At 69.0% G+C, this 25162-nt stretch carries 24 protein-coding genes; 17 read left to right on the top strand and 7 right to left on the bottom strand.

Annotation, left to right across the window (positions count from 1 at the left end; translation table 11 throughout):
* Positions 1–10 precede the first annotated feature (10 nt).
* The 12 genes from bamA (at position 11) to ACFLIT_RS02590 (ending at position 12841) form a co-directional block, all read left to right on the top strand.
* Positions 11–2377: an outer membrane protein assembly factor BamA gene (bamA, locus tag ACFLIT_RS02645; RefSeq protein ID WP_479909620.1), complete on the top strand. Its 2367-nt coding sequence runs from the start codon at positions 11–13 to the stop codon at positions 2375–2377.
* 5 nt (positions 2378–2382) lie between these two features.
* The gene (locus ACFLIT_RS02640; RefSeq protein WP_479909619.1) at positions 2383–3036 is read left to right on the top strand and encodes an OmpH family outer membrane protein; all 654 of its coding nucleotides are present in this window, start codon (positions 2383–2385) and stop codon (positions 3034–3036) included.
* Between the two features lie 123 nt (positions 3037–3159).
* Positions 3160–4182, top strand: a complete 1023-nt coding sequence (gene lpxD / locus ACFLIT_RS02635) for a UDP-3-O-(3-hydroxymyristoyl)glucosamine N-acyltransferase (RefSeq protein WP_479909618.1) — start codon at positions 3160–3162, stop codon at positions 4180–4182.
* Positions 4179–4661 (top strand): 3-hydroxyacyl-ACP dehydratase FabZ, encoded by a 483-nt coding sequence (gene fabZ, locus ACFLIT_RS02630; RefSeq protein ID WP_479909617.1) that lies wholly within the window; start codon positions 4179–4181, stop codon positions 4659–4661. Before lpxD ends, fabZ begins: the two co-directional genes overlap by 4 nt.
* 2 nt (positions 4662–4663) lie before the next feature.
* Positions 4664–5455, top strand: a complete 792-nt coding sequence (gene lpxA, locus ACFLIT_RS02625; protein ID WP_479909812.1) for an acyl-ACP--UDP-N-acetylglucosamine O-acyltransferase — start codon at positions 4664–4666, stop codon at positions 5453–5455.
* A 7-nt stretch (positions 5456–5462) separates the two neighbouring features.
* Positions 5463–6308, top strand: a complete 846-nt coding sequence (gene lpxI / locus ACFLIT_RS02620; RefSeq protein WP_479909616.1) for a UDP-2,3-diacylglucosamine diphosphatase — start codon at positions 5463–5465, stop codon at positions 6306–6308.
* Between the two features lie 157 nt (positions 6309–6465).
* Positions 6466–7644, top strand: a complete 1179-nt coding sequence (lpxB, locus tag ACFLIT_RS02615) for a lipid-A-disaccharide synthase (protein WP_479909811.1) — start codon at positions 6466–6468, stop codon at positions 7642–7644.
* Positions 7645–7916: 272 nt separating this feature from the next.
* Complete coding sequence (locus ACFLIT_RS02610; RefSeq protein ID WP_479909615.1) at positions 7917–9068, top strand: TIR domain-containing protein; 1152 nt, start codon at positions 7917–7919, stop codon at positions 9066–9068.
* A gap of 169 nt (positions 9069–9237) precedes the next feature.
* A complete protein-coding gene (locus ACFLIT_RS02605) occupies positions 9238–9795 on the top strand; it encodes a DUF2971 domain-containing protein (RefSeq protein ID WP_479909614.1) in 558 nt (185 codons plus the stop codon).
* A gap of 291 nt (positions 9796–10086) precedes the next feature.
* Complete coding sequence (locus ACFLIT_RS02600; protein WP_479909613.1) at positions 10087–11277, top strand: hypothetical protein; 1191 nt, start codon at positions 10087–10089, stop codon at positions 11275–11277.
* Positions 11278–11597: 320 nt separating this feature from the next.
* On the top strand, positions 11598–11813 hold the full coding sequence (locus ACFLIT_RS02595) for a hypothetical protein (RefSeq protein WP_479909612.1): 216 nt from the start codon (positions 11598–11600) through the stop codon (positions 11811–11813).
* Between the two features lie 80 nt (positions 11814–11893).
* Positions 11894–12841 carry a hypothetical protein gene (locus ACFLIT_RS02590; RefSeq protein WP_479909611.1) on the top strand — a complete coding sequence of 316 codons (948 nt, stop codon included), beginning with the start codon at positions 11894–11896 and terminating at the stop codon, positions 12839–12841.
* A gap of 98 nt (positions 12842–12939) precedes the next feature.
* Here the strand turns inward: ACFLIT_RS02590 and gltA are convergent, their stop codons facing one another.
* Together gltA and gltX are read right to left on the bottom strand one after the other, a co-directional pair.
* On the bottom strand, positions 12940–14220 hold the full coding sequence (gene gltA / locus ACFLIT_RS02585) for a citrate synthase (protein ID WP_479909610.1): 1281 nt from the start codon (positions 14218–14220) through the stop codon (positions 12940–12942).
* 67 nt (positions 14221–14287) lie between these two features.
* Complete coding sequence (gene gltX, locus ACFLIT_RS02580) at positions 14288–15688, bottom strand: glutamate--tRNA ligase (RefSeq protein WP_479909609.1); 1401 nt, start codon at positions 15686–15688, stop codon at positions 14288–14290.
* A 97-nt stretch (positions 15689–15785) separates the two neighbouring features.
* Between gltX and ACFLIT_RS02575 the strand changes: the two genes are divergently transcribed.
* Entirely contained in the window at positions 15786–17867 is a 2082-nt protein-coding gene (locus ACFLIT_RS02575; protein WP_479909608.1) for a ComEC/Rec2 family competence protein, read from the top strand.
* 7 nt (positions 17868–17874) lie between these two features.
* Here the strand turns inward: ACFLIT_RS02575 and lexA are convergent, their stop codons facing one another.
* The 4 genes from lexA to ACFLIT_RS02555 form a co-directional block, all read right to left on the bottom strand.
* A complete protein-coding gene (gene lexA / locus ACFLIT_RS02570; RefSeq protein ID WP_479909607.1) occupies positions 17875–18561 on the bottom strand; it encodes a transcriptional repressor LexA in 687 nt (228 codons plus the stop codon).
* 152 nt (positions 18562–18713) lie between these two features.
* Positions 18714–19490 (bottom strand): indole-3-glycerol phosphate synthase TrpC, encoded by a 777-nt coding sequence (trpC, locus tag ACFLIT_RS02565; protein WP_479909606.1) that lies wholly within the window; start codon positions 19488–19490, stop codon positions 18714–18716.
* On the bottom strand, positions 19483–20496 hold the full coding sequence (trpD, locus tag ACFLIT_RS02560; protein ID WP_479909605.1) for an anthranilate phosphoribosyltransferase: 1014 nt from the start codon (positions 20494–20496) through the stop codon (positions 19483–19485). The genes trpC and trpD overlap by 8 nt, the downstream gene beginning before the upstream one ends.
* Before the next feature lie 4 nt (positions 20497–20500).
* Entirely contained in the window at positions 20501–21091 is a 591-nt protein-coding gene (locus ACFLIT_RS02555) for an anthranilate synthase component II (protein WP_479909604.1), read from the bottom strand.
* A gap of 74 nt (positions 21092–21165) precedes the next feature.
* Between ACFLIT_RS02555 and ACFLIT_RS02550 the strand changes: the two genes are divergently transcribed.
* Positions 21166–21399: a hypothetical protein gene (locus tag ACFLIT_RS02550; protein ID WP_479909603.1), complete on the top strand. Its 234-nt coding sequence runs from the start codon at positions 21166–21168 to the stop codon at positions 21397–21399.
* A gap of 111 nt (positions 21400–21510) precedes the next feature.
* On the opposite strand, the gene ACFLIT_RS02545 is transcribed toward ACFLIT_RS02550, so the two are convergent.
* Positions 21511–22398 (bottom strand): DUF1259 domain-containing protein, encoded by an 888-nt coding sequence (locus ACFLIT_RS02545; protein ID WP_479909602.1) that lies wholly within the window; start codon positions 22396–22398, stop codon positions 21511–21513.
* Between the two features lie 173 nt (positions 22399–22571).
* On the opposite strand from ACFLIT_RS02545, the gene ACFLIT_RS02540 reads away from it, so the two are divergent.
* The 3 genes from ACFLIT_RS02540 to ACFLIT_RS02530 all read left to right on the top strand — a co-directional run bounded on the left by ACFLIT_RS02540 (position 22572) and on the right by ACFLIT_RS02530 (position 25161).
* Positions 22572–23246 carry a response regulator gene (locus ACFLIT_RS02540; protein WP_479909601.1) on the top strand — a complete coding sequence of 225 codons (675 nt, stop codon included), beginning with the start codon at positions 22572–22574 and terminating at the stop codon, positions 23244–23246.
* Positions 23243–24301 carry a sensor histidine kinase gene (locus tag ACFLIT_RS02535; protein ID WP_479909600.1) on the top strand — a complete coding sequence of 353 codons (1059 nt, stop codon included), beginning with the start codon at positions 23243–23245 and terminating at the stop codon, positions 24299–24301. The genes ACFLIT_RS02540 and ACFLIT_RS02535 overlap by 4 nt, the downstream gene beginning before the upstream one ends.
* Positions 24302–24378: 77 nt before the next feature.
* Positions 24379–25161, top strand: a complete 783-nt coding sequence (locus ACFLIT_RS02530; RefSeq protein ID WP_479909599.1) for a 3-keto-disaccharide hydrolase — start codon at positions 24379–24381, stop codon at positions 25159–25161.
* Position 25162 lies beyond the last annotated feature (1 nt).

Raw genomic sequence — 25162 nt, 5'->3', positions numbered from 1 at the left:
CCGCCCGACCATGGCAGATGTGATGACCGTTTTCCGCGCCCGCAGCGCTGCGATTGCTTCCGGCCTGGCGCTGATGCTGGGGACCACGGCGCTGACCGCGCCGTCGATGGTCTACGCCCAGGCGCAGCAGTCCGGCGTCGTCGGCTCGATTCGCGTGGAAGGCAACGAGCGCATCGAGGCCGGCACGGTGCTCAGCTACCTGCCGATCGCCGTGGGCGACACGGTGAACGCCGAGCGCCTCGACCTGGCGCTGAAGACCCTGACCCGCACCGAACTCTTTTCCGACGTCGAGATCGGGCTGGAAGGCTCCGAGCTGGTCGTGAAGGTCGTCGAGAACCCGATCATCAATCAGGTCGCGTTCGAGGGTAACTCGGCCATGAAGGAGTCGAAGCTGCAGGACGAGGTGACGATTCGTCCTCGCGGCATCTTCACCAAGGCCAAGGTGCAGGCCGACGTTCAGCGCATCATCGAACTCTACCGCCGCTCGGGCCGCATCGGCGCCACCGTGACGCCGAAGGTGGTCGAGCTGCCGCAGAAGCGCGTCGACCTGGTGTTCGAGATCAACGAAGGCCCGAAGAGCGGCGTCATCTCGGTCAACTTCCTCGGCAACAGCGAGTTCTCCGACAACGACCTGCGCGACGTCGTCGTGACCGAGCAGAGCAAGTGGTACAAGCTGCTCACCAGCAACGACAACTACGATCCTGATCGCCTCGAGTACGACCGCGAGCAGCTGCGCAAGTTCTATCGGGATCGCGGCTACTACGATTTCCGCGTCGTCTCGGCGGTGGCCGAGCTGTCGCCGGACAAGAACGGCTTCGCCGTCACCTACACGGTGGACGAGGGCCAGGAGTACAAATTCGGCAAGGTCAGCGTCGAGGCCGAGCTGCAGAAGCTCGACGCCAACCTCTTGACCGCCCTGCTGCCGATCCGTTCCGGCCAGATCTATCAGGATCAGGCGATCGAGGCCGCCACCGACTCCCTCACCTTCGCCGCGGGCGCCGCCGGCTTCGCCTTCGTGGACGTGCGGCCGCGTCCGGTTCCGAACCGCGAAACCCACACCGTGGACGTGGTCTTCCAGGTCCGCGAAGGGCCGCGCGTCTACGTCGACCGCATCGACGTCGTCGGCAACGGCCGCACCCTCGACAGCGTCATCCGCCGCGAAATGAACGTGTCGGAAGGCGACGCCTACAACCGCGTGCTCGTGGATCGGTCGCGCAACCAGATCCGGGCGCTCGGCTTCTTCAAGGACGTGACCATCGACGAGGTGCCCAGCGCCGCGCCGGACCGCACCACCCTGCAGGTCCGGGTCGAGGAGCAGCCCACCGGCGAGCTGTCGTTCAGCGCCGGCTACAGCTCGATCGACCAGCTCGTGCTCGACGTCGGCATCACCGAGCGCAACTTCCGCGGCCGGGGCCAGAACCTGCGCGCCCGCGTCTCCGCCGGTTCGCTGCGCCAGGAGGTGAACCTCAGCTTCACCGAGCCGCGCTTCATGGGGCGCAACCTCGCCGCCGGCTTCGACCTCTACTCGTCGAAGTACGACTTCTCGAACGTCGGCGCCGCCTACGACACCGCCACCACCGGCGCCACCCTTCGCGTCGGCTTCGGCCTGACCCAGAACTCGTCGATGTCGCTGCGCTATCTGCTCAGCAACGACGAGGTGGTGATCGACGACTACTATTGCTCCTCGGGCACGGTCTCGCAGGTTCTCTGCCTGCAGCGCGGCGCGCGCCTGACCTCGCGGATCGGCTATGGCCTGCGGCTCGACAAGCGAAACGATCCGATCAACCCGACGCGCGGCTATTACGCCGACCTGAACCAGGATCTCGCCGGCTTCGGCGGCGACGTGAAGTACCTGCGCACCGAGGCCGACGCCGGCTGGTACCACGGCTTCAACAAGGACTTCATCCTCAGCGCCACCGGCTCGATGGGCTACATCGAGGGCTGGGGCGGCGACACGGTGCGGATCAACGACCGCTTCTATCGCGGCGGCCAGACCTTCCGCGGCTTCGAGACCGCCGGTATCGGCGCGCGCGACACCAATCCGAACCGTTCGGACGCGCTGGGCGCCAAGCTCTACGCCATCGGCACCATGGAGCTGACGGTCCCAACCTTCCTGCCGGAGCAGTACGGCATCAAGGCCGCGCTGTTCACCGACGTCGGCACCGCCGGCCTGCTGGACGACCGCGACAAGCAGTCGTCGGTCGGCATCTTCGATCCGGCGATCAAGGACAACCTCGGGCTGCGCGCTTCGGCCGGCGTCAGCATCTTCTGGCGCTCGCCCATGGGGCCGATCCGCTTCGATTTGAGCCAAGTTTTGGCCAAAGAAGATTACGACAAGACGGAAACCTTCCGGTTCTCCACAAACACAAGGTTCTAGTTTCGATGACCCTGAAGACCATCGCGGCCGCCGCGCTCGGCGGGACCGCCGCCCTCGCGCTTTCGACCGCAGCCTTCGCCCAGGCCGCCGCGCCGGCCGCCGCCGCCGCGCCCCAAGGGCCGACGACCCATGGCGCGCCGCCCCCCGGCGTCTGCGTGTTCAACGCCCAGCAGGCCGTCGCCACCTCGACGGTCGGCAAGTTCGTGCAGACCCGCCTGCAGCAGATCAGCGGCGTCGTGAACTCCGAGCTGAACACCGAGCGCACCGCGATCGAGACCGAGGACAAGGCGATCACCGCCGCCCAGGGCCAGGCCGGCGCCTCGGCCGACGCGCTGGAAAAGCGCGCCTCGGACCTGCAGGTCCGCGCCAACGCCTGGCAGCGCAAGGCCCAGCTGCGCCAGCGTGAAATGGAAGCCACCCAGCAGAAGGCCATCGCCCGCGTCGGCAGCGAACTGGATCCCCTGCTGGTCGCCGCCTATCAGCAGAAGCAGTGCTCGCTGCTGCTCGACCGTGGCGCGACGATCTTCTTCGCCCCGGCGATGGACATCACCCCGGCGGTGGTCACGGCGCTGAACGCCAAGATCACCCAGTTCACCTTCGACCGCGAGCGCCTCGACACGGCTCCGGCCGCCGCCGCGCCCGCCGCCGCCGCACGCTAGCTATAACTAGAGATCGCCGCGAAAATCGGCGAGATTCACTCGCGCCTCCGATGATTCCGTCGGGGGCGCGAGACTGAAGTCCCGACTCGCGCCTCGCGGGCCGGGCGCTCGTAAGGGGGCGCCATGCCGGATCCGCGATTCTTCGAGTCCATGGGGCCGTTGACCCTCGACGCCCTGGCGCGCCTCACCGGCGCGACCCTGGCCGATCCCGCCAAGGCCTCCGCCCAAGTCTCCGTCGCCGCGCCCCTCGGCCGGGCCGGGGCTGACGGCGTCAGCTTCCTGGCCGGCGGCAAGCACCTGGCGGGCCTGGCCTCGACCCGCGCCGCCGCCTGTTTCGTCTCCCCCCGCCACGCCGCCGACGTCCCGGCCGGCTGCATCGCCCTGGTCAGTGACTTTCCGCAGGCCGCCTGGGCCAAGGCCGCCGCCGCCCTGCATGCGCCGCGCCGCCACCCCGCCGGCGCCCCCGCCATCCACCCCGACGCGACCTTCGAGGAGGATGTCGAGCTCGGCCCCGGCGTCGTCGTCGGCCCCGGCGCCCAGATCGGGCGCGGCGCGCGCATCGGCGCCGGCGCGGTGATCGGCCCGGGCGTCGCCATCGGCCGCGATTGCGACATCGGCCCGCGCGTCGTCGTCGGCTTCGCCCTGGTCGGAGACCGCGTGCGCCTCCACGCCGGCTGCGTCGTCGGCGAGGCGGGTTTCGGGACCGCCCCCTCTCCGAAGGGGCCTGTCGACATCCCGCAGCTCGGCCGCGTCATCCTGCAGGACGGCGTCACCCTCGGCGCCAACAGCTGCGTCGACCGCGGGGCGTGGGACGACACCAGCGTCGGCGAGAACAGCAAGATCGACAACCTCGTGCACGTGGCCCACAACGTCAGCCTCGGCCGCAACTGCCTGCTGGCCGCCTACACCGGCATCTCGGGCAGCGTCACCGTCGGCGACGGCGTCATGTTCGGCGGCAAGGCCGGCGTGGCCGATCACCTGAGCGTCGGCGCGGGGGCCGTGGTCGGGGCGTCGGCCTCGGTGTTCAAGTCCATACCGGCCAACGAAACCTGGACAGGGTTCCCGGCGCGGCCCATCAAACGGTGGATGCGGGAAACCGCCTGGGTGTCGCGCGCCGCGAACCGGCGGGGAGGGGAAGGCGAATGAGCAAGGACCAGCAGGCGGAGGCGTCCAGCGTCGGCGCTATCGACATCGCGGAGATCCTGCGCCGGATCCCCCACCGCTATCCGTTCCTGCTCGTCGACCGCGCGGAGGATTACCGCGCCCACACCTCGATCGTCGGCATCAAGAACGTCACCTTCAACGAGCCCTTCTTCCAGGGCCACTTCCCGGGCAATCCGGTGATGCCCGGCGTGCTGATCGTCGAGGCCCTGGCCCAGGCCGGCGCCGTGCTGATGTCGAAGTCGCTCGAGGTCGACACCGAGGGCAAGACCATCTTCTTCATGTCGGTCGACAACTGCCGCTTCCGCCACCCGGTCCGCCCGGGCGACGTGCTGAAGCTGGAGGTCGAGGTCACCCGCGCCCGCTCCAACATCTTCAAGTTCCGCGGCGTCGCCAAGGTCGGCGACAAGACGGCCGCCGAGGCCGAATACGCCGCCATGCTGGTGGAGACCCCGACGTCGTGAGCGTGACCATCCACCCCACCGCCATCGTCGCCTCCGACGCCGAACTGGCCGACGGCGTGGAGATCGGCCCCTACTGCACGGTGGGCGGCAAGGCGCGCCTGGGCGAGGGCGTGCGCCTGGTCAGCCACGTGGTCATCGACGGCGCCACCACCATCGGCGCCCAGACCGTCGTCCACCCGTTCGCCTTCCTCGGCGGCGCGCCCCAGCACCTGGCCCACAAGGGCGAGGACACCCAGCTGGTCATCGGCGAGCGCAACGTCATCCGCGAGCACGTCACCATGCACACCGGCACCCTGGTCGGCGCCGGCGTCACCCGCGTCGGCTCCGACAGCCTCTACATGGTCGGCTCCCACGTGGCCCACGACTGCGTGGTGGGCGACCGCGTCACCTTCGCCAACAACGCCACCCTCGGCGGCCACGTCCATGTCGGCGACTACGTGTTCATGGGCGGCCTCTCGGGCGTCCACCAGTGGACTCGCATCGGCCGCTACGCCTTCGTCGGCGCCGCCGCCCTGGTCACGCGCGACGTCATTCCCTACGGCTCCCTGTGGGGCAACCACGCCCACCTCGAGGGCCTGAACCTCGTCGGCCTCAAGCGTCGCGGCTTCGCCCGCGAGACGATCAACGACCTCCGCAGCGCCTACCGCCTGCTGTTCGCCGACGAAGGCGCCTTCCAGGAGCGCCTGGACGACGTCGCCCGCGTGTTCGCGGCCTCGCCCGAGGTGATGGAGATCGTCGAGTTCATCCGCGCCGACGCCAACCGCCCCCTCTGCTCGCCGAAGATCGAGAAGTAGGGCGGGCATGAGCAAGCTGGGCATCATCGCCGGCTCCGGCGCCCTTCCCCGGGAGGTGGCCGAGTCCTGCCGCGCCGGCGGTCGGCCGGTCTATGTCGTCCGCCTCAAGGGCTTCGCCGACGACGCCATGCTGGCCTATCCCGGGGCCGAGTTCGGCATGGCCGAGTTCGGCCACATCTTCAAAGCCCTGAAGTCCGAGGGCGCCAGGTCCGTCTGCTTCGCCGGCGCCGTCGACCGGCCGGAGTTCTCGTCCCTGAAGCCGGACCTGCGCGGCCTCGTCGCCATGCCCGGCATCATCGCCGCCGCCCGCAAGGGCGACGACGCCATCCTCCGCCAGGTGATGGGCGAGTTCGAGAAGGAAGGCTTCGCCGTCGAGGGCGCCCACCAGGTCGTCGCTGACCTGGCCCTGGGCGAGGGGGCCCTCGGCGCCATCCGCCCCACGCCCGAACACGACGCCGACATCGCCCGCGCGCTTGAGGTCGCCCGCGCCATCGGCCAGCTCGATATCGGCCAGGGCGCCGTGGTCGCCCGCGGCCTGGTCCTCGCCGTCGAGGCGCAGGAAGGCACCGACGCCATGCTCCGCCGCTGCGCCGAGCTGCCCACCGCCGTGCGCGGCACGGTGGAGCAGCGCTGCGGCGTCCTCGCCAAGGCCCCCAAGCCGATCCAGGAGCGCCGCATAGACCTGCCGACCATCGGCGTCTCCACCGTCCGCCGCGCCGCCAAGGCCGGTCTGGCCGGCATCGTCGGCGAGGCCGGCGGCGTGCTGGTGGTCGACCGCGAGGCGGTCATCGCCGAGGCCGACGCCATGGGCCTGTTCGTCTATGGCGCCGCGCCGGCGGCGGGCCATGCCTGAAGCCCGCTTTTATTCCGCTCACCCCGGCGAAGGCCGGGGCCCAGATCAAAGGGCTCAGAGGTGGGCTTTACGGATCGCCTAGACCGCACCTTCATCGCAGTGTCCAAAATCTGGTTCCCGGCCTTCGCCGGGATGAGCGGAGTTTACTGAGATCGCTATCCGGTCATCCACTCCTGCCTCCACTACCCCCACCATCATGCTCGTGGCCGCCGAGGCCTCGGGCGACAACCTCGGCGCCGGCCTCGCCGCCGCCCTCAAGCGCAAGCTGAAGGGCAGGGTGCGCCTCGTCGGCGTCGGCGGCCCGCGCATGGCCGCCGAGGGCGTGGCCAGCCCCTTCGACATCGCCGAGCTGTCGGTCCTGGGCTACGTCGAGGGCCTCATGGCCTGGCGCCGCGTCGTCCGCCGCGCCGACGAAACCGCCGCCCTGGCCGCGCGCGAAAAGCCGGACGTGGCCGTCCTGATCGATAGCTGGGGCTTCACCCTGCGCGTCGCCGCCCGCCTGCGGAAACTCGATCCCGACATCGTCCTCATCAAATACGTCGGCCCCCAGATCTGGGCCTCGCGCCCCGGCCGCGCCAAGGTCCTGGCCGGCGCCGTCGACAGCCTGCTCACCCTCCACAAGTTCGACGCCCCCCTGTTCGAGGCGGCGGGCCTGCGCACAACCTTCGTCGGCAACCCGGCCCTGGCCAAGGATTTCAGCAAGGCCAAACCCGCCCGCCTGCGCCAGGCCATCGGGGCGGGGGCGCACGACCCCATTCTCCTCGTCCTCCCCGGCAGCCGCCCGTCGGAGATCGAGCGCATGAGCGGCCCGTTCGGCGAGGCCGCGGCCCTGCTGAAGGCCGAGCGCCCCAACCTCCACATCGTCGTCCCCGCCGCCGCCACCGTCGCCCAGGCGGTGAAGGACGCCGTCGCCGCCTGGCCGGTCCAGGCCTGCCTGATCGAGGACGAAGCCCTCAAGGACGACGCCTTCGTCGCCGCCACCGCCGCCATCGCCTGCAGCGGCACCGTCACCACCGAGCTCGCCCTCGCCGGCGCCCCCATGGTCGTCGGCTACAAAATCGGCGGCCTCACCTACGCCCTCCTCAAGCGCATGATCCGCACCCCCTGGATCACCCTCTTCAACATCGCCGCCCAACGCATGGTCGCCCCCGAACTGATCCAGGACGCCTGCACCCCCCAAGCCCTGGCGGCGGCCGTCGCCCCGCTGCTCGACGACCCCCTGCGCCGCAACGCCCAGGCGGAGGAACAGGCGGCGGCGCTGGAGAAGATGGGGCGCGGCGGCCCGGACCCGTCGGAGGCGGCGGCGGACGCGGTGATTGAGGCGCTGGGGGGGTAGGGGGTCTTCTGACTCAATGCGGATATTCGGAACAGCCGACTCTGAGAATGTGTCTTCTGGCCGCTCATCGAGCCAAACTGGCGCGCTAGGGCGGCTCCCCCAAATGGCGGGGAAGTTTCCCAGTCGCGACCATCCCAAGGCTCAGGCCGAAAAGATATTACGCGCGGTCATGGTTGCCGCTGTAATTTTTCTGGTTGATGCCATTGATCTCGCCCACTCACATACCCATGTCCTGTGAATGAGGGCCGCTTCACGGCTCAATGGGACGGACGATGACGGCGACACCAACACCAACACCTAAACGCACCAAGGTTAGCCAATCGGAATTCCCGATCTTTCCGCTACAGCAGGCGTTGCGGATAGCTCAGGCTCTCTGGGACAACTTCGCTGGTAAGGGTGCAGCTCCGCACGACATCGCGATGGCAATCGATCTGAGTCCAACTAGTGGGGGCTGGCGCAACCTCTGTGGTTCCTCCATCGCCTACGGTCTGACAGAGGGCGGTTACAACGCCAATCAAATCACGCTGACCGATCTGGGTCGACGGATCGTTTCTCCCACCGAGGAAGGTGACGATGTGGCCGCTAAGGTTGCGGCGATGCTCCAACCTCGTTTGGAGAAGGCCTTCTTCGACAAATACAATAGAGCGAAGTTTCCTCCGGATCACATCGGCCCCAATGTGTTGAACCAAATGGGGCTTGAGAAGGAGCGGGCAGCGCGTGCGTTTGAAGTGCTCAAGCAGAATGGCACGTTTACGGGCGTCATCCGCAACACCAAGACCGGGCTTTTCGTCGCCCTTGATAGCCCAGTAGCGCCACCGCTGGAGTTGACCAGTAGGGCAGGCGTCTCGGGCGACGAGGTCGATGCCTTCGAAGACCCCGGCATCGCCGACACTCCCGAAGCCATTGACGAGGTACCACCGGCAGGCCTGACTGCGTCCGCGCGAGCGGTACCCACGAGGCCTCAGAACGACAAGCCCAAGCAGCTATTCGTTGCGCATGGCAAGAACCACAAACCACTGGAGGACCTGAAGAAGATCCTCACCGAGTTCAAGATTCCGTACAAAGTTGCGGTCGATGAAGCGAACAAGGGCCGCCCCATTTCCGCGAAGGTTGCGGAACTGATGAACGAGTGCAGCGCGGGTATCTTCATCTTCACCAAGGACGAGAAGTTCTTCCGGGAGGGCAAAGATGGGGGCCACGAGGAGGTGTGGCGGCCGAGCGAGAACGTCGTCTACGAGCTCGGCGCGGCGAACATCATGTGGGACCGCAAGATCATCATTGTCCGCGAGGACGGAGTGAACTTTCCGTCCGACTTTAGCGATCTCGGTTACATCACCTTTAAGGATGGCGAGATCGGGTCCCGCACATTGGAGATATTCAAGGAGCTGATCGCACTCGAACTGGTCGAAGTGCGCGCCGTCTAACGCTTAGCCCTGGAGCCATGGGCATGCAGCCAAGCAACGAGCGTCCGCAGCTTATCCAACTGACTAACGTCGTCCGGTGGGCGCTATGTAGCTGGTCGCAGATTGGGCCCGCATGAGCGGGAAGCGAACGGGGCGTCGTAGAGCGCTCTTCGGGACGGCGCCGGGGCAGGTGTTCGCCCACCTTAGCGGCGCACGACGGCCTGGGCGCAAGACCACGACCGAACCCAAACCTAAGGACACCGATGGAATCTGGTACTGGCTACGGTCTGCCGACCGCTGTCTCTACCACTACACGACGGCCGCGACGCTCTGCGACCACATCCTCGCTCGTGGGGAGCTTCGGTTTTCGAGCTTCGAGCGACTCAACGATCCCTACGAGTTCAAGACCTTCCAGCTGACCTGGGTGGCCGGCGGGGAGTTCGGGCCCGAGTTCACGCCGGCGATGATGGCCGACTATGCCGCGCTGCTGCGGCGCGACGTGCGTGTCGCGTGCTTCTCCTCCGATCTGCCGGGCTGCGAGATAACCGGTGAGATCGGGCCGATGGAGCGGACCGAACGGGTCTATCAGCGTGGCCACTCGCTGCCGCAGATGTGGGCGCATTACGGCGACAATCATGCGGGCGCCTGCCTGGTATTCGACCGGGCGGCGCTGATCGCGGCCGTCAAGGCGGCGACCTTCCGGCGCCCCCGATTGGCCCGCCGCGATTCAGCCTCGGCAGCGGGATAGAGATCGATCCGCATGCCTCAGGCAGTCAACGTCGCGTTTTTGGCGCGGACCCAATGGCAGCTAGTGGTGCATCTCTGCGGGCCAGATCCCGCGCACAGCGCTGAGCTGACCCGAACGTGCTAGGGCTTTGACATGCCTAAACCGGTCCACTTAGAAGCCGCGATCCGGCTACTGACAGCGATGCGGCCGCCCGGCGCGGATGGCCATCGCCATAGCTTCATGTTCGGTCGCCCGGGAACGCCGATGCCGCTCCGGAACCTAGGCGCCTCGCTCCACTACCAAAAGAGCGAAATGATACGGGCCGCCCACTATGTCCGTCAGAACGGCGCCCCTTATTTGAAGTACCTGGACATCGGCGACGTCTGGAGCCTGCTCACACAATTCGTCGCGGAGGCCTACTGGATTCTCGCCGACGAGTGCTGGATCGCGCGCTTCGAGGGACCCTACGCGGATCGGGTGTCCCCCAACACCTTGACAGCTTTTGCCGACGACTTGGCGGCGTCCCCGCTGTTCGCGCCGAAGGCCGTCGTCACTCTGTTCCCGCTGGTGCCGATCCGCGTCGTGGATCCGTTCGCCGGAACGACTTTCTTCCTCTGCGATCCGAAGAGCCTCGCCGTGCAGCTGGCCGACGAGCACCCGGAACGGTGGCTCGACCCACAGGTCTTCCCACCGCTGAAGGATCCGCGGATGGCGGTGAAGTCGCCCACGAGCTGGCTGGGCGTGCGCGCCCCGAATCTGACCGTGGCCAAGAAGATGCGCGCCGGAATCCTGGGCGCGGTCGCCCTGACGCCAGAACCGCGGCAACGGCATACCTTTTCCGGACGCGCGATGTTCGGCGGCCACTGCACGATCCAAAATCAGGATGTCGGCGTAGGTGGGCACAGTCCGCACACACCACCGCTGATGAGCGACATCGTGCTGGGGACGGACGACCTCCCGTGGCTGGCGGAGGTCGACCGGCTCTTGGCCTCCAGCGCGCGCGTGGATCGCCGCCGCCTGTATGCGCTCGAGTACTTCTACCGCGCCTGGCCGCTGGACGAGGCCGCGCGCTTCCCGATCTTCTGCATGGCCTTGGATGGCATTTTCGGTGACGCCAACCAAGCGACCCAGGCGGTGATCGATGGGGTGCGAGGCTTGCTCGGCGATCACCTCGACGCCGCAAGGCTGAGGGACCTGATGACCTTGCGCGCCGCCGTGATCCACGGCGGCGCGCCTGACGTCTACGATTCTCGCAAGTACGGTCGGTACTACGAGACCTATGTGGCCGACCCTCTGTTCGACCTGGAGCTCGTGGTGGCGGCCTGCCTTCGGGCACGCATCTTCGGCGACCAGATGCCACCCTACCAAGACGCCTACGCCGACCTGTTCGCCGACCTTCAGACGCAGAACCGGGTGCCTCGAAATCCGTACGAGGGCGCGATCCTCGCTCCAACGGCCCGTCAGACGCCGGGCCTCTCCCAACGGGCACCGCCGCGACGCTAGGTCCACCTACACGACCGGGCCGGCGGACTCGTCGAGGCTATCCTGAGTGCGCCTCGGACATGCGATCTTGCTCCTAGGACTTCTCGCTGAAGGTCCGGTTTCCGACGCGGGCTCAAGGTCAGGAAGTGGCGCTTCGCCGACTTTATAGGTCGTTGTTCGCTATTGGCATGTTAGCCTTGTGCTGACCAAGACCGCGACGCCGCCCGTAAGGATGCCTCATGAAGTATCCGATCGCGCTTTCCCTTGTGACCAGCCTTCTCCTAGCCGCCTGCGCATCCGCACCGCCCCCTGCCGCTCGGCGGATTTCGAGTTCCGGCCCGGTGATCGCGAAGCCGCGCAGTCCGCCGCCGAGGTGGCCGGTCGAGGTTGCCCTGGTCGGCGGTGATCGTCGAACGGACGTCGAGCCCTATAGGCCGGCGATTGTCCTGCTTCCCAAGGACAAGGGGCCGAAGGACTATCAGAGCTACGTCGAGCGCGAATTCCGTCGCGATGCGAACGCGCCCTATCAGGGCATCCGCCGCGACAAGCCCTGGTAGCCGCGCGGCGCCCCAGGCCCTGGCCTGGGTTTCTTTTCCACACGTCCGCCTCTGACGCCGCCGCTTGCTTCACTGGAGGCGTGACCCCACAGCCCGCCAGCCCCGACGATACCGAAGCCCTCGACGCACCAGCGCCGGGCGGCGCCGATTTCGCGCGGCCGCTGCTGGAGCAGCAGCTCGCCGAGCTGTCGCGTCTGGCCGCCATCGGCATGGAGATCGCCGAGAGCCTGCGCCGGCATGTCGTCCCGGCGCCCGGGCCCGGCGCCGCGCCGCTCGATCCGGCGGCGGTCACTCTGGCCTTCAGCCGCGTCTCGCGCGCCGTGCGCCTCACCTTCGCCCTGCAGAGCGAGGTGATCGACAAGCTGCGCGGCGTCGGCCGGATCGAGGATTACGAGGCCGAGGAAGCCCGGCGGGCGGCGCTGGCCGCCGCGCGGGCGGCGACGGCGCCCAAGGCTGTGGAAGACCCGCGCCTTCGCGCCCGCAAGGACGACATCGCCGCCACCGTCACCGGCATCATCGACGAAATCCACAAGGACGCCGAGGGCGGCGAGGCGCACGAACGCTGCATCCGCGAGGCCACCGAGCGTCTGAAGGACGCGGACGACCTTGGCGACATCCTGTCCCGGCCGTTCGAGGAGGTGGTGGAGCAGATCTGCCGGGACCTGGGGCTGTCTCGCGCCGCTATTAGGTCTCCCTCCCCCTGGAGGGGGGAGGGATCAAGGGTGGGGGTGGCGCCGTGTCAGGAAGAGGCATGGTTAGAAAAGCCGCACGACGCTTTTCCCACCCAAAGCCCGGCTCACTCACCGCCGGCTGAACCGCTTCCACCCCCAATCCCAACCCTTTCCCCCATCCAGGGGGAAAGGGCCGAAGCGGCGCCTCCACAGCCGACTCCCACCTACACCCCGCCGCCCGACCCCGACGCGCTCCCCGGCTACCCCGTCGGCCTGCCCGGCGAGCTGCCGCCAGACCGGGGCCGCCGCCGCCCCGCGCCGCTGCCTCCGCGCAACTACACCCACGGCTTTGACTGAAGCCGCGCGCACCCATGCCTTCTCGATCGGCGCCCAAAACAAAACCCCGTCGGACTGGCGTCCGACGGGGCTCTGAAACCGTGAAACCGGCGACGGCCTTAGCCGCGCTTGTCGACCGGGACGAAGTCGCGTTGCGTCGCGCCGGTGTAGAGCTGGCGCGGGCGGCCGATCTTGCGGCCGGGATCTTCGAACATTTCCTTCCACTGGCTGATCCAGCCCGAGGTGCGGGCCAGGGCGAACAGCACGGTGAACATCTCGGCCGGGAAGCCCATCGCCCGCAGGGTGATGCCCGAGTAGAAGTCGATGTTCGGATAGAGCTTGCGGTCGATGAAGTAGGGATCGCTCAGGGCGACCTTTTCCAGCTCCATGGCCACTTCCAGCAGCGGGTCGTTGATGCCCAGCTGGCCGAGCACTTCCTTGCAGGTCTTTTCCATGACCTTCGCGCGCGGGTCGAAGTTCTTGTACACGCGGTGGCCGAAGCCCATCAGCTTGTACTTCTTGTCCTTCACGCCCTGGACGTATTCCGGGATGCGATCGACGGTGCCGATCTCTTGCAGCATCTCCAGCGCTTCCTGGTTCGCGCCGCCGTGGCTCGGGCCCCAGAGGCAGGCGATGCCGGCCGCGATGCAGGCGAACGGGTTGGCGCCCGAAGAGCCGGCCAGGCGCACGGTCGAGGTCGAGGCGTTCTGCTCGTGGTCGGCGTGCAGGATGAAGATGCGGTCCATGGCGCGGGCCAGCACCGGGTTCACCTTGTACTCCTCCGCCGGCACGGCGAAGCACATGTGCAGGAAGTTCTCCGAGTAGGAGAGGTCGTTGCGCGGGCTCACGAACGGCTGGCCGATCGAGTACTTGAAGGTGCGGGCCGCGATGGTCGGCATCTTGGCGATCAGGCGGTGGGCCGAGATCATCCGCTGCTTGGGGTCGTCCACCTGCACGGCGTCGGCGTAGAAGGCCGAGAGGGCGCCCACGGCGCCGGTCATCACCGCCATCGGGTGCGCGTCGCGACGGAAGCCCTCGAAGAAGCGGTCGAACTGCGCGTGCAGCATGGTGTGCCGCGTGATGGTGTTCTCGAAGTCGGCGTATTCGGCGGCCGTCGGCAGGGCGCCGTTCAGCAGCAGATAGGCCGTCTCCAGGAAGTTCGACTGCTCGGCCAGCTGGTCGATCGGATAGCCGCGGTGCAGCAGAACGCCGGCGTCGCCGTCGATGTAGGTGATCTTGCTCTCGCACGACGCCGTCGACGTGAAGCCCGGATCGTAGGTGAAGACGTCCGCTTCCCCATACAGCTTGCGTACATCGACCACGTCGGGGCCCACGGAACCCTTCATGATCGGCAGATCGTACGACTTGTCGCCGATCGTCAGAGAAGCCTTATCGCTCATCCCCGAAATCCCCTCGTAGACACAAAACGCAACACGCTTTCGCTATGCGGCATGGCCTTATAGCGCTTTAGCTGCGGTGCGAAAGAGCGTCCCGTATACGATTAAGACTCTCCGCCCGCGTCAGGGCGGCCAAGGTCTTGCCCAGGTCGGGCGCTGGCGAGCCGCCGGTCAGGATACCGCGCAAGGGCGGGCCGATCTTGCCGAATCCGACGCCTTCGGCCTCCGCGAAGGCCTTCAGAGCGGCTTCCAGCGTCGCGGCGTCCCAGTGATCTTGCGTCTCAAGATGCGAGAGAAGGCGGCCGAGGCGGTCCCGTGTTTCGTCGGTCAGCAGGCCGCGGGTCTTGTCGTCGACCGCCAGCGGCCGGGCCTTCAGCAGGAAGGCGCACTGGTCGGCCAGTTCCGGCAGCGTCTTGGCGCGGTCTTTCAGGAACGGCATCGCCGCCTCGATGCGCACCTTCTGCTCGGCCGTCGGCGCTTGGTCGCGGCCCTGCAGCACGCCGTCCACCAGCCCGGCGAGGCGGTTGTCGGCGGCCGCGCGGATATAGTGGGCGTTGACGTGGGCCAGCTTGTCCCAGTCGAGGCGGGCCGCGCCCTTGTTGACGTCGGCGATGTCGAACCAGGCGATGGCCTGCGCGTCGCTGAAGATCTCGTCGTCGCCGTGGCTCCAGCCCAGGCGGGCCAGGTAGTTGCGCAGCGCCTCGGGCAGGTAGCCGAGCTCGGCGAAGTCGCCCACCGCCTGGGCGCCGTGCCGCTTCGACAGCTTGGCGCCGTCCGGGCCGTGGATCAGCGGGATGTGGGCGAAGGCCGGGACCGTCCAGTCCAGCCCGGCGTAGAGCAGGCTCTGGCGCGCGGCGTTGACCAGGTGGTCGTCGCCGCGGATCACGTGGGTCACGCCCATGTCGTGGTCGTCGACCACCACGGCCAGGTTGTAGGTCGGCGCGCCGTCGGAGCGCAGCAGCACCAGGTCGTCGAGGTCCTTGTTGGCGAACCGCACGTCGCCCTGCACCAGGTCGGCGACCACGGTCTCACCGTCCAGCGGACCCCGGAAACGGATGACGTGCGGCTGGGCTTGGTCGCCGTCGTCACGGTCCCGCCAGGGCGAGCGCAGGGCGTGGCCGGCGGCCCTCGCGGCGTCCCGCGCGGCCTCCAGCTCGTCGGCCGTCATCCAGCAGCGATAGGCGCGGCCGGCGTCCAGCATCCGTCGCACCGCTTCGCGGTGCCGGTCGGCGCGGGAGGCCTGGTAGACGACCGGGGCGTCCGAGGTCAGGCCCAGCCAGTTCAGCCCCTCGAAGATGGCGTCGACCGCCGCCTGGGTGGAGCGTTCGCGGTCGGTGTCCTCGATGCGGACCAGGAAGCTCCCGCCGGTGTGGCGCGCATAAAGCCAGTTGAACAAGGCCGTGCGGGCGCCGCCTATGTGCAGGTAGCCGGTGGGGGAGGGCGCGAAGCGGGTGACGACGGGGGAGGACATAGGCGGGACGACCGGTTCGGGGAGGGCGGCTCAGAAGGGCTGGCCTCTTAGCACGGGCCTTTCGTGGAAACCTAACCTCCCAAGTCTCTGGGCCGCCGTGCGCGCGGAGATCGAGGCCCAGGCCGAGCGCTGGACGCTGTGGAGCCCCGTCGCCTTCGGCCTCGGCGCCGCCGCCTATCTCAAGCTGCTCGCCGAGCCGCCGCTGTGGGCCGTGCTGGGGCTCGCCCTCGTGGCCGCCTGCCTGGCGTTGGCGGCGCAGCGCTGGTCGCCGTGGCGATCCTTGGCCATCGCCCTCGGCCTCGTGGCCTTCGCCGCCGGCGGCGTGCTGGCCGGCAAGGTCCGGACCCTGAGCGTCGCCGCGCCCGTCCTCGCCGCCGACGACCAGCCGCGCATCGTCGAGGGCTGGGTGGTCGATGTCCTTAGCCCCGGCGCCTCGGGCGGGCGACTGCTGATCGCCCCGTCCCGCATCGGCGACCTGCCGGCCGAGGCCGTCCCGCACCGCGTGCGGATCAGCGTCGGCGCCGACTCGGTCGTCGGGCCCGGCGCCTACGTCCGCATCCGCGCCATCGTCGGCCCGCCGCCCGGGCCGGCCGCGCCGGGGTCCTACGACTTCGCCCGCGACGCCTTCTTCGACCGCATCGGCGGCTCCGGCTTCGCCCTGGGGCGGCCCCAGGTGTTCGACGCCCCCGCGCCGACGGCGGCCCTGCGCTGGGTGCTCGGCGTCAACGCCGCGCGCTGGAGCCTCGCCCAACGGATCGTCGAGCGGATGGGGCCGGAGACCGGCGGCATCGCCGCGGCCATGGTCACCGGCCACGAGGCCTGGGTCTCGCAGGAGACCACCGACTCCATGCGCGCCTCGGGCCTGGCGCACATTCTCTCGATCAGCGGTCTGCACATGGCCATCGTCGGCGGCTTCGTGTTCGCCGCCGTGCGCCTGGGCATCGCGGCGTGGCCGTGGCTGGCCCTGCGCGTCGACGGCAAGAAGTGGGCGGCGGTCGCCGGACTTGGAGCCGTCGGCGCCTACCTCGTGCTCTCGGGCGCGCCGGCCCCGGCCGAGCGGGCGGCGATCACCGCCTCCGTGGCGTTCCTCGCCGTGCTCGCCGACCGGCGGGCGATCAGCCTGCACGCCCTGGCGCTGGCGGCCCTGGTCATCCTCTTGATGCAGCCGGAAGCGGCGGCGACGCCCGGCTTCCAGATGTCGTTCGCGGCCACCGCCGCCCTCGTGGCCCTGGCGGAGGCGTGGCCGACGCCGGCCAGGGAGATCTCCGTGCCCTGGCCGATCCGCATCGCCCAGGGCTTCGGGGCCTGGCTGGGGATCAGCATCCTCGCCAGCCTGGTGGCGGGCCTGGCCACCGGGCCGTTCGCCCTGCAGCACTTCAACCGCGTCGCCGTCTGGGGCCTGCCCGCCAACCTGCTGGTCGCGCCGCTGTCGAGCTTCGTGTTCATGCCGGCTCTCGCCATCGGGGCGGTGCTGGAGCCGTTCGGGCTGGGCGGGCCGTTCCTGACCGTGGCGGGCTGGGGCATTGGCGCGATGAGCGCCATCTCCGACTGGTTCGCCAAGGCGCCGTTCGCCCAGATCACCGTGGCGAGCGCGCCGTCGGCGGCGCTGGTGGTGGCGTTCCTCGGCCTGATGTGGCTCTGCCTGTGGCGCGGACGGCTGCGGTGGCTCGGCCTGCCGCTGGCCTTCGCCGTCAGCCTGTGGCCGAGGCCGCCGGCGCCCGACGCCTGGATCGCCTCGAACGGCGCCAGCGCGGCGGTGCGGGTGGGCGAGCAGGCGGTGCTGCTGCGGCCGGACGTCAGCCGGTTCGGCGTCGACCTGTGGAGCCGGCGCCGCGGCCTGACCATCGATGAGACCGCCCCGGGCTTCGACTGCGGGCGGATGGCCTGCACCCCGACCACCGCGCCGACCGCCCTGGCCGCGTCATGGGGCAAGCGGACGCCCAAGGCGGCGGAGATCGAGCGCCTGTGCGAGACAGGCGAGATCGTCAGCCTACGAGGGCCGGCGCCGAGCGAATGGCCGGCAGTGTGCGAGGGCAAGCTGCGGTTGACCGGCGAGGACTTCGCCCGGGGCGGGGCGGCCGAGCTCTATCGGACGGCGGGCGGCTGGCGGATCGTCTGGGCCCAGACGCTGAGGGGCCGCCGGCCGTGGACGGCGGCCGCCTCGGAGGACGACGGCTAGCGCCGGATCAGTGGTAACGGCGGATCAGGCCGACGAGCTTGCCCTGCACCTGAACCTGGTCCGGTCCGAAGATGCGGGTCTCGTAGGCGGGGTTGGCGGCTTCCAGGGCGATGGAGGCGCCTTTGCGGCGCAGGCGCTTCAAGGTGGCTTCCTCGCCGAGGATCAGGGCGACGACAATCTCGCCGTTGTTGGCGTTGTCGCCCTTGCGGATCATCACGAAGTCGCCGTCGAGGATGCCGGCGTTGATCATCGAGTCGCCCTGCACCTCGAGGACGTAGTGCTCGCCGGCGCCGAGCATGCTCTCGGGAACCAGCAGGCGGTCGCGCTCATGCTGGATGGCTTCGATCGGGGTGCCGGCGGCGATCTTGCCGAGGATCGGCAGCTCGCGCATGTCATTGGCCGCGATGGCGGCGCCGGTGTTCTCGACCATCTTCGGCGTGAAGGCGCCGCGACCGCGTGGCGGGGCGGCGGTGGTGGCCTGCTGCGGCAGCTTGACCACTTCCAAGGCCCGGGCCCGGTGGGGCAGGCGGCGCAGGAAGCCGCGCTCCTCAAGGGCGGTGATCAGCCGGTGGATGCCGGACTTGGACGCCAGATCGAGCGCCTCCTTCATCTCGTCGAACGACGGCGAGACGCCGGTTTCCTTGATGCGCTCATGGATGAACATGAGCAGCTCGTGCTGTTTGCGGGTGAGCATCGGCAAGGCCCTCGCTGCGAATCTCTGTGTCGATGACTGTAGCGGAACAAACCGCAAACGTCGAATTCGTTCTCTAGGCGTTCTGTGGTTAACGCCGTCTTACCAAGGGTCGGCCTGGAACATCGGCGTCGAGAACAATCAGAGAAAAAGGCTCAGGCGAGCAGCGCCCGGGTCGCGGCGGTCACGTCCGCCTGGCGCATCAGGCTTTCGCCGACGAGCATGGCGCTCGCGCCGGCGGCGGCGCAGCGGGCGACGTCGGCGGGAGTGAAGATGCCGCTCTCGGCGACCAGAAGGGCGTCGGTGGGCGCCATTGCGGACAGCTTTTCCGTCCAGGCCAGATCGACCTCGAAGGTGCGCAGGTTGCGGTTGTTGATCCCGACGAGGTCGGCGCCGAGGGCGTTGGCGCGCTCCATCTCGGCCTCGTCGTGCACCTCGACCAGGGCGTCCATGCCGAGGCGCAGGGCTTCGGCGTAGAGGTCGGCGGCCAGGGCGTCGTCGACCATGGCCATGATGATCAGGATGGCGTCGGCGCCGAGGGCGCGGGATTCGGCCACCTGCCAGGGATCGACCAGGAAGTCCTTGCGGATGGCCGGCAGGTCGACGGCGGCGCGGGCGGCGACGAGGAAGCGGTCGTCGCCCTGAAAGCTGGGCGCGTCGGTTAGCACGGAGAGGCAGCTGGCGCCGCCAGCGGCGTAGGCCTGGGCCAGCGACGGCGGATCGAAGTCGGCGCGGATCAGGCCCTTGGAGGGCGAAGCCTTCTTGATCTCGGCGATCAGGGCGAGCCGGCCGGGGGCGGCGTCGCGGGCCAAGGCGGCGCGGAAGCCGCGCGGGTGCGAGGCCTCGGAGACGTCGACGGTCGGGCGCGCGGCTTTGCGGACGGCGATGTCCTCGCGCTTGTAGGCGGCGATCTTGTCGAGAATATCAGCCATTGGTGGCCTCGATCAGCAGGTCCAGGGCGGCGCGGGCGCGGCCGTCGTCGATGACGGCTTCGGCCAGTTCGACGCCCTCGCGCAGCGTCTCGACCTTGTCGCCGACCAGGAAGGCGGCGGCGGCGTTCAGCAGCACGATGTCGCGATAGGCGCCCTTGGCCCCGCCGAGCAGGGCCTCGATGGCCCCGGCGTTGACGGCCGGGTCGCCGCCGGTGAGATCGGACAAGGCCGCGCGCGGCAGGCCGACGGCTTCCGGCGTGATGGTGAAATGGCGCACGGCGCCGTCGCGCCATTCGCTGACGTGGGTCTCGCCGGTGGTGGTCAGCTCGTCCATGCCCTGGCCGTGAACGGTCCAGGCGCGGGTCGCGCCGAGGGCGCCGAGCACGCGGGCCAGCGGCTCCAGCAGGCGCAGGTCGTAAACGCCGAGCACCTGGCGCTTGGCGCCGGCCGGGTTCGATAGCGGGCCCAGCAGGTTGAACACCGTGCGGAAGCCGAGTTCGGCCCGGATCGGGGTGACGTGGCGCATGGCGCCGTGGTGGGCCGGGGCGAACAGGAAGCAGATGCCGGCTGTTTCCAGAGCTTTCAGTTGGGCTCCAGGACCGGCGTCGAGCTTGACGCCGAGGGCCGCCAGCACGTCGGACGAGCCGGAGCGGGAGGAGAGGGCGCGGTTGCCGTGCTTGGCCACCTTCAGCCCGCCGCCGGCCGCCACGAAGGCCGCGGCGGTGGAGACGTTATAGGTGTGCAGGCCGTCGCCGCCGGTGCCGCAGGTGTCGATGACGTCGAACGGATGCTCGAGCATCACGGCGGCGCGGCGCATGGCGCGGGCGCTGGCGGTGATCTCGCCGACCGTCTCGCCGCGCAGGCGCATGGCGGTGAGGGCCGCGGCCACCTGGGCCGGGGTCGGCTCGCCGCGCAGGCAGGCGGAGAAGAAGGCGTCGGCGTCGTCTTCCGACAGGGTCGCGCCGTCGGCCAGCTTGGCCAGCAGGGGCTTGAAGGCGTCGCTCATGGGTTCAGGCGTCGGCGAGGCGCTTCACGCCGGCCAGCTCCAGGAAGTTGGCGAGCAATTGGTGGCCGCCTTCGGTGGCGATGGATTCCGGGTGGAACTGCACGCCATGGACGGGGCGGGTTTTGTGCTGGAAGCCCATGATCTCGCCGTCCTCGGTCCAGGCGGTGACCTCCAGGTCGTCCGGCAGGGTGTCGCGGCTGACGGCGAGCGAGTGGTAGCGGGTGGCCGTGAAGGGGTTGGGCAGACCCTTGAAGATGCCCGTGTCGGCGTGGTGGATGGCGCTGGTCTTGCCGTGGAGGATCTCCTTGGCGCGGACCACGTCGCCGCCATAGGCCTGACCGATGGCTTGGTGACCGAGGCAGACGCCGAGGATCGGCAGGTCGGCCGGGGCGCCGCGCAGCAGAGGCAGGCAGATGCCGGCCTGGTCCGGCGTGCAGGGGCCGGGCGACAGCAGGACGGCTTCCGAACCCAGGCCCAGGGCTTCCTGCACCGACAGGGCGTCGTTGCGGCGCACGACCGTCTCGGCCCCCAGCTCGTTCAGATAGTGGACGAGGTTGTAGGTGAAGCTGTCGTAGTTATCGATGACCAGGATCATGGGCCGAACCTTTCAGGCCGTGTTCTTTGGGGTTCCGCGTCGCGCGACGCAAGGGCCTGGGTTAGGCTCGGCCCATGGCGATGACCGATTCCGCCCTCGATCCGGCGGCCGTAAGCTACATCCGCGGCCTTCTGAAGCCGCCCCTGCAGAAGGACGGCCGCTGGGCCGCCTTGGCCGCCGCGGCGTTCGCCGCACTGGCGGCGATGGCCTTCGCGGTCTCGATGATCCTGGCCCCGCCGACGACGACGCGGCATCTGCCGGCCGAAAGCGAGAGCATCACCCTGAGCATGACGCCGGCGGTGCGGTAGAGAGCGAACCCGTTCCGACGGCGATGCCGAGTGCGAAGGGTGTCAAGGCGCACAAGTCTGCGTGCGAGCGCGGGCTCGCCTTCCGAATTCGAACGGGGGTGCAACGTGAGGTCAGCCTGGCTTGGCGGTCTTGACCCTGTCGAGCGCGGCTCGAAGGCCGGTCGCCAGGGTCTTGGCGTCGGCATTGGCCCAGAAGTGCATGAAGAACAGACGCGGCTCGTCATCGAGCATGTGGTTGTGCAGGGCCGTGACCTCGATGCCGTTGGAGCGCAGCGCCCTGATGACCGGGTTCACCTCGTCGGCGGTCAATACGAAGTCGCCGGTGATCGCCGCCTTGCCCTGGCCGGTGGGCTGGAAGTTGATGGCGATGGCCGAACCCATGGCGGTCGGCGCCGCCATGCCCCCGACCTTCGGCGTCTCGGCGCGCGGAATGTTGAACTGAAGGACCCCGCCGTTGGACGCGCCCTTGGCGCCGAGCGCCTGCTCGATTCCGGCGACGTCGAAATCAAGGGGCGCGGGCGGCGCGGCGGAGGCGGGGGCGGGCGCGGTGAAAGGCGTGCCGCTCTTCGCCAGGGCGGCGTGAATCGCTGTCGCCAGCTTCACCGGATCGCCGTGGCCGCCGATGTGCATGTACATGGTCGAGGGCGTCGAACGCAGCAGGTGGTTGTGCAGGGCGGTGATCTCCAAGCCCTGCTCGATCAGCGCCGACATCACCGGATTGACCTCGGCGTGGGTGAGGACGAGGTCGCCCATCACCATGCTCTCGGCGCCCATGTCGTCGAAGGCCACCCAGGAGCCGAGCGCCAGCGTCGGCTTGATGGCGACGCCGTCGAGCGTGACCTGCAGGTCGGTGCGCGGCAGGCCGACCCGATAGACGTTGCCGGTGACCGTGCCGGTCTTGCCGAGCGCCTTGCCGACGGCCGCCCAGTCGGCGGCCATGACCGGCGAGACGAGCAGGGCGGAGATGAACGCGGTCGCGGCGATCAGGCGGGATCTCATGGCGGGCCTCCGTCGGGATGCGACGGAGGCGGGCTCCGGTCGCTCTTGAAAACACCCCTGCAGTCTGCTCGCGAAGTTTAAGGCAGTTTTAGAGGGCGGCGCCGGGGCGAAGGGCTCTTAAAACAGCCATAAAACGAACCGCGCCCTATCGCGTTTCGAAGCTGCGAGGAGCCATGCGTCTGTTGGTCGTCGAGGATGAGCGGCGGATCGCCGACCTGGTCGCCGCGGGCCTGCGCCAGGCCGGTTTCGTCGTCGACGCCGTGGCGACGGTCGCTGACGCCGAGGCCGCGCTGGAACTGACTTGCTATGACGCCGCCGTGCTCGACCTCGGCCTGCCGGACGGCGACGGTCTGCGGCTGTTGTCCGACCTGCGGCGCAAGCCGGATACGCCCCCGATCCTGGTTCTGACGGCGCGCGATGCGGTGGAGGATCGAGTGGCCGGGCTGGACGCCGGCGCCGACGACTACCTCATCAAACCCTTCGCCCTGGCGGAAGTCATCGCGCGGGTGAAGGCCCTGCTGCGGCGACCGGGCGGACCGCTCGGCGTGCGGCTGGAGGCCGGCAACCTGGTGCTCGACACCGTGGGGCGCGACGTGGAGGTCGATGGTCAGGTTGTGCCGCTGGCCCGGCAGGAGATCGCCATTCTCGAACATCTCCTCCGCCGCCTGGGGCGGGTCGTGCCGAAGGCGCTGTTGGAGGAAAAGCTCTACGGCATGGGCGACGAGTTGGAGTCCAACGCCATTCCGGTGCACGTGCATCACCTGCGGCGAAAGCTGATCGAAGCCAAGGCGGCCTGCACGATCCATACGGTGCGGGGCGTCGGCTACTTCCTGGAGGAGGGGGCGTGAGGCGGGTCTTCCGGCCACGTTCGCTGGAGGGAAAACTGCTGCTCCGGCTCGGCCTGCTGCTCGCCGTGACTCTCGGCGGCGGCCTGGCGGCGGCCATCGGCGCCGCGGTTCACGCGGCCAGGACGCTGTCGGAGGACGGCAAGGCCGACAAGTTCGTCGCCGAGTTCATGGGGGACATCGGCTGGATGGTTCCCATCCTCTTCATCGCCGTGCTGACGATCGCCGTCCTCACCCTTCGGACCAGTCTGAAGCCTCTTCGCGCGGTCGCGGCTCAAGCCGCCGCCGTGACGCCTGGCGCCGTCGGAGTGCGCCTGTCGAGCGAGGGCCTGCCCTCGGAACTGCAACCGGTGGTGGCCGCCGTGAACGAGGCCTTCGACCGCCTGGCCAAGGGGTTCGAAACCCAACGCCAGTTCACCGCCGACGCCGCCCATGAGTTGCGTACGCCCCTGGCTATTCTGACTGCGGGGCTCGAGGCGCTGCCGCCGTCCGACGAGGTCGGCCGCCTGCGACTCGACTCCGAGCGGATGAACCGCCTCGTGGCCCAATTGCTCGGCGTCGCACGCCTGGACGCCCAGCCGCTCAGCCTGGGACAGACGGTCGATCTCGGCGCGGTCGCGGCGCAGGTCGTCGAACATTTCGCGCCCCTGGCGGCCAAGGCCGGGCGCAGTCTCGCGTTCGAGTCCTCGGCCACGCCGGTGTTGGTGACGGGCAACGCCGACGCCCTGGGCGATGCAATCCGCAATCTGGTCGAAAACGCCATCGCGCACAGCCCTTCGGGGGAGGAGGTCACCGTCGGCGTCGGCGCAGACGGGTCGGTTGCGGTGACCGATCGGGGGCCGGGCGTCGAGGCCCAGGATCGCGATCGGATTTTCGAACGCTTCTGGCGCAGTCGCGAGCGGCGGACCTCCGGCGCCGGCGCCGGGCTGGGCCTATCCATCGTCGCTGAGATCGCCCGCGCGCACGGCGGGTCGGTCGCGTTGACGGACGCTCCTGGAGGGGGAGCGCGCTTCATGCTTACCGCGCCGCTCGCGCCGCCCCCTAGCCAGCATGCCTGATTGAGGGTCATTCTCCCCCGCCTCCGCCGAGCGAACGAGCGGAGGTGAAAACGATTCCAGGCTGGGGAGGCGTGGCGATGAGGTTGCGAGCACTGGCGGTGCTGGCGGGGGCGATAGCGCTGGCGGCGCCGATACCCGGTCAGTCGATGACGGCGGCCGCGCAGGCGCCGGCGCGGCCGACGATCACGCCGAACATTCCGCCGCCGCCGACCAGCCCGGGGGCGGGGTCGATCCCCGAGGGCTTCACCCGCATCTTCAACGGCCGGGACACGACCGGCTGGCATCCGAGCCGCACCAGCCACCACGGCCGCACGCCCAGCGTCACCGTGAAGAACGGCGCGATGTACATCCTGCAGGAGCCGTTCGGCATGGGCGGGGTGGTGCTGAGCGACAAGCCGTACGGAAACTTCGAGTTCTACGTCGAGACCGACCTGCGGCCCGGGTACAACAGCGGCATCTTCGTGCGCTCGACCGAGGAGGCCTCGGCCTATCAGATCGAACTCGACGCCCTGGGCGGCAACGGCAACCCGCTGGGCGAGATGATGAACAATCTGGGGCGGCCGGAGCGGACGAACTTCACGCCCATCGCCCAGGTGTGGAAGCAGGGCGAGTGGAATGCGTTCCGCCTGCGGGTGGAGGGCGCCGCGCCGCACATCACCCTGTGGGTGAACGGGGCGAAGATCTGGGAGGTGAAGTACCCGGTGAACGGTCGGCCGGATGGGGCGACCAAGGGCTTCATCGGCCTGCAGTACCACTTCCTGACGGCGATGACGCCGTCGCCGATGGTGATGCCGCTGACCTACAACACGCCCGGCGTGCCGCTGGGCTTCCGCAACATGGCGATCAAGGAGCTGCCGTGAT

This window comes from Caulobacter sp. HJHS_5, assembly GCF_056683955.1.
The sequence above is the reverse complement of the archived record's forward strand: the minus strand, read 5'-3'. Positions and strand labels throughout refer to the sequence as shown.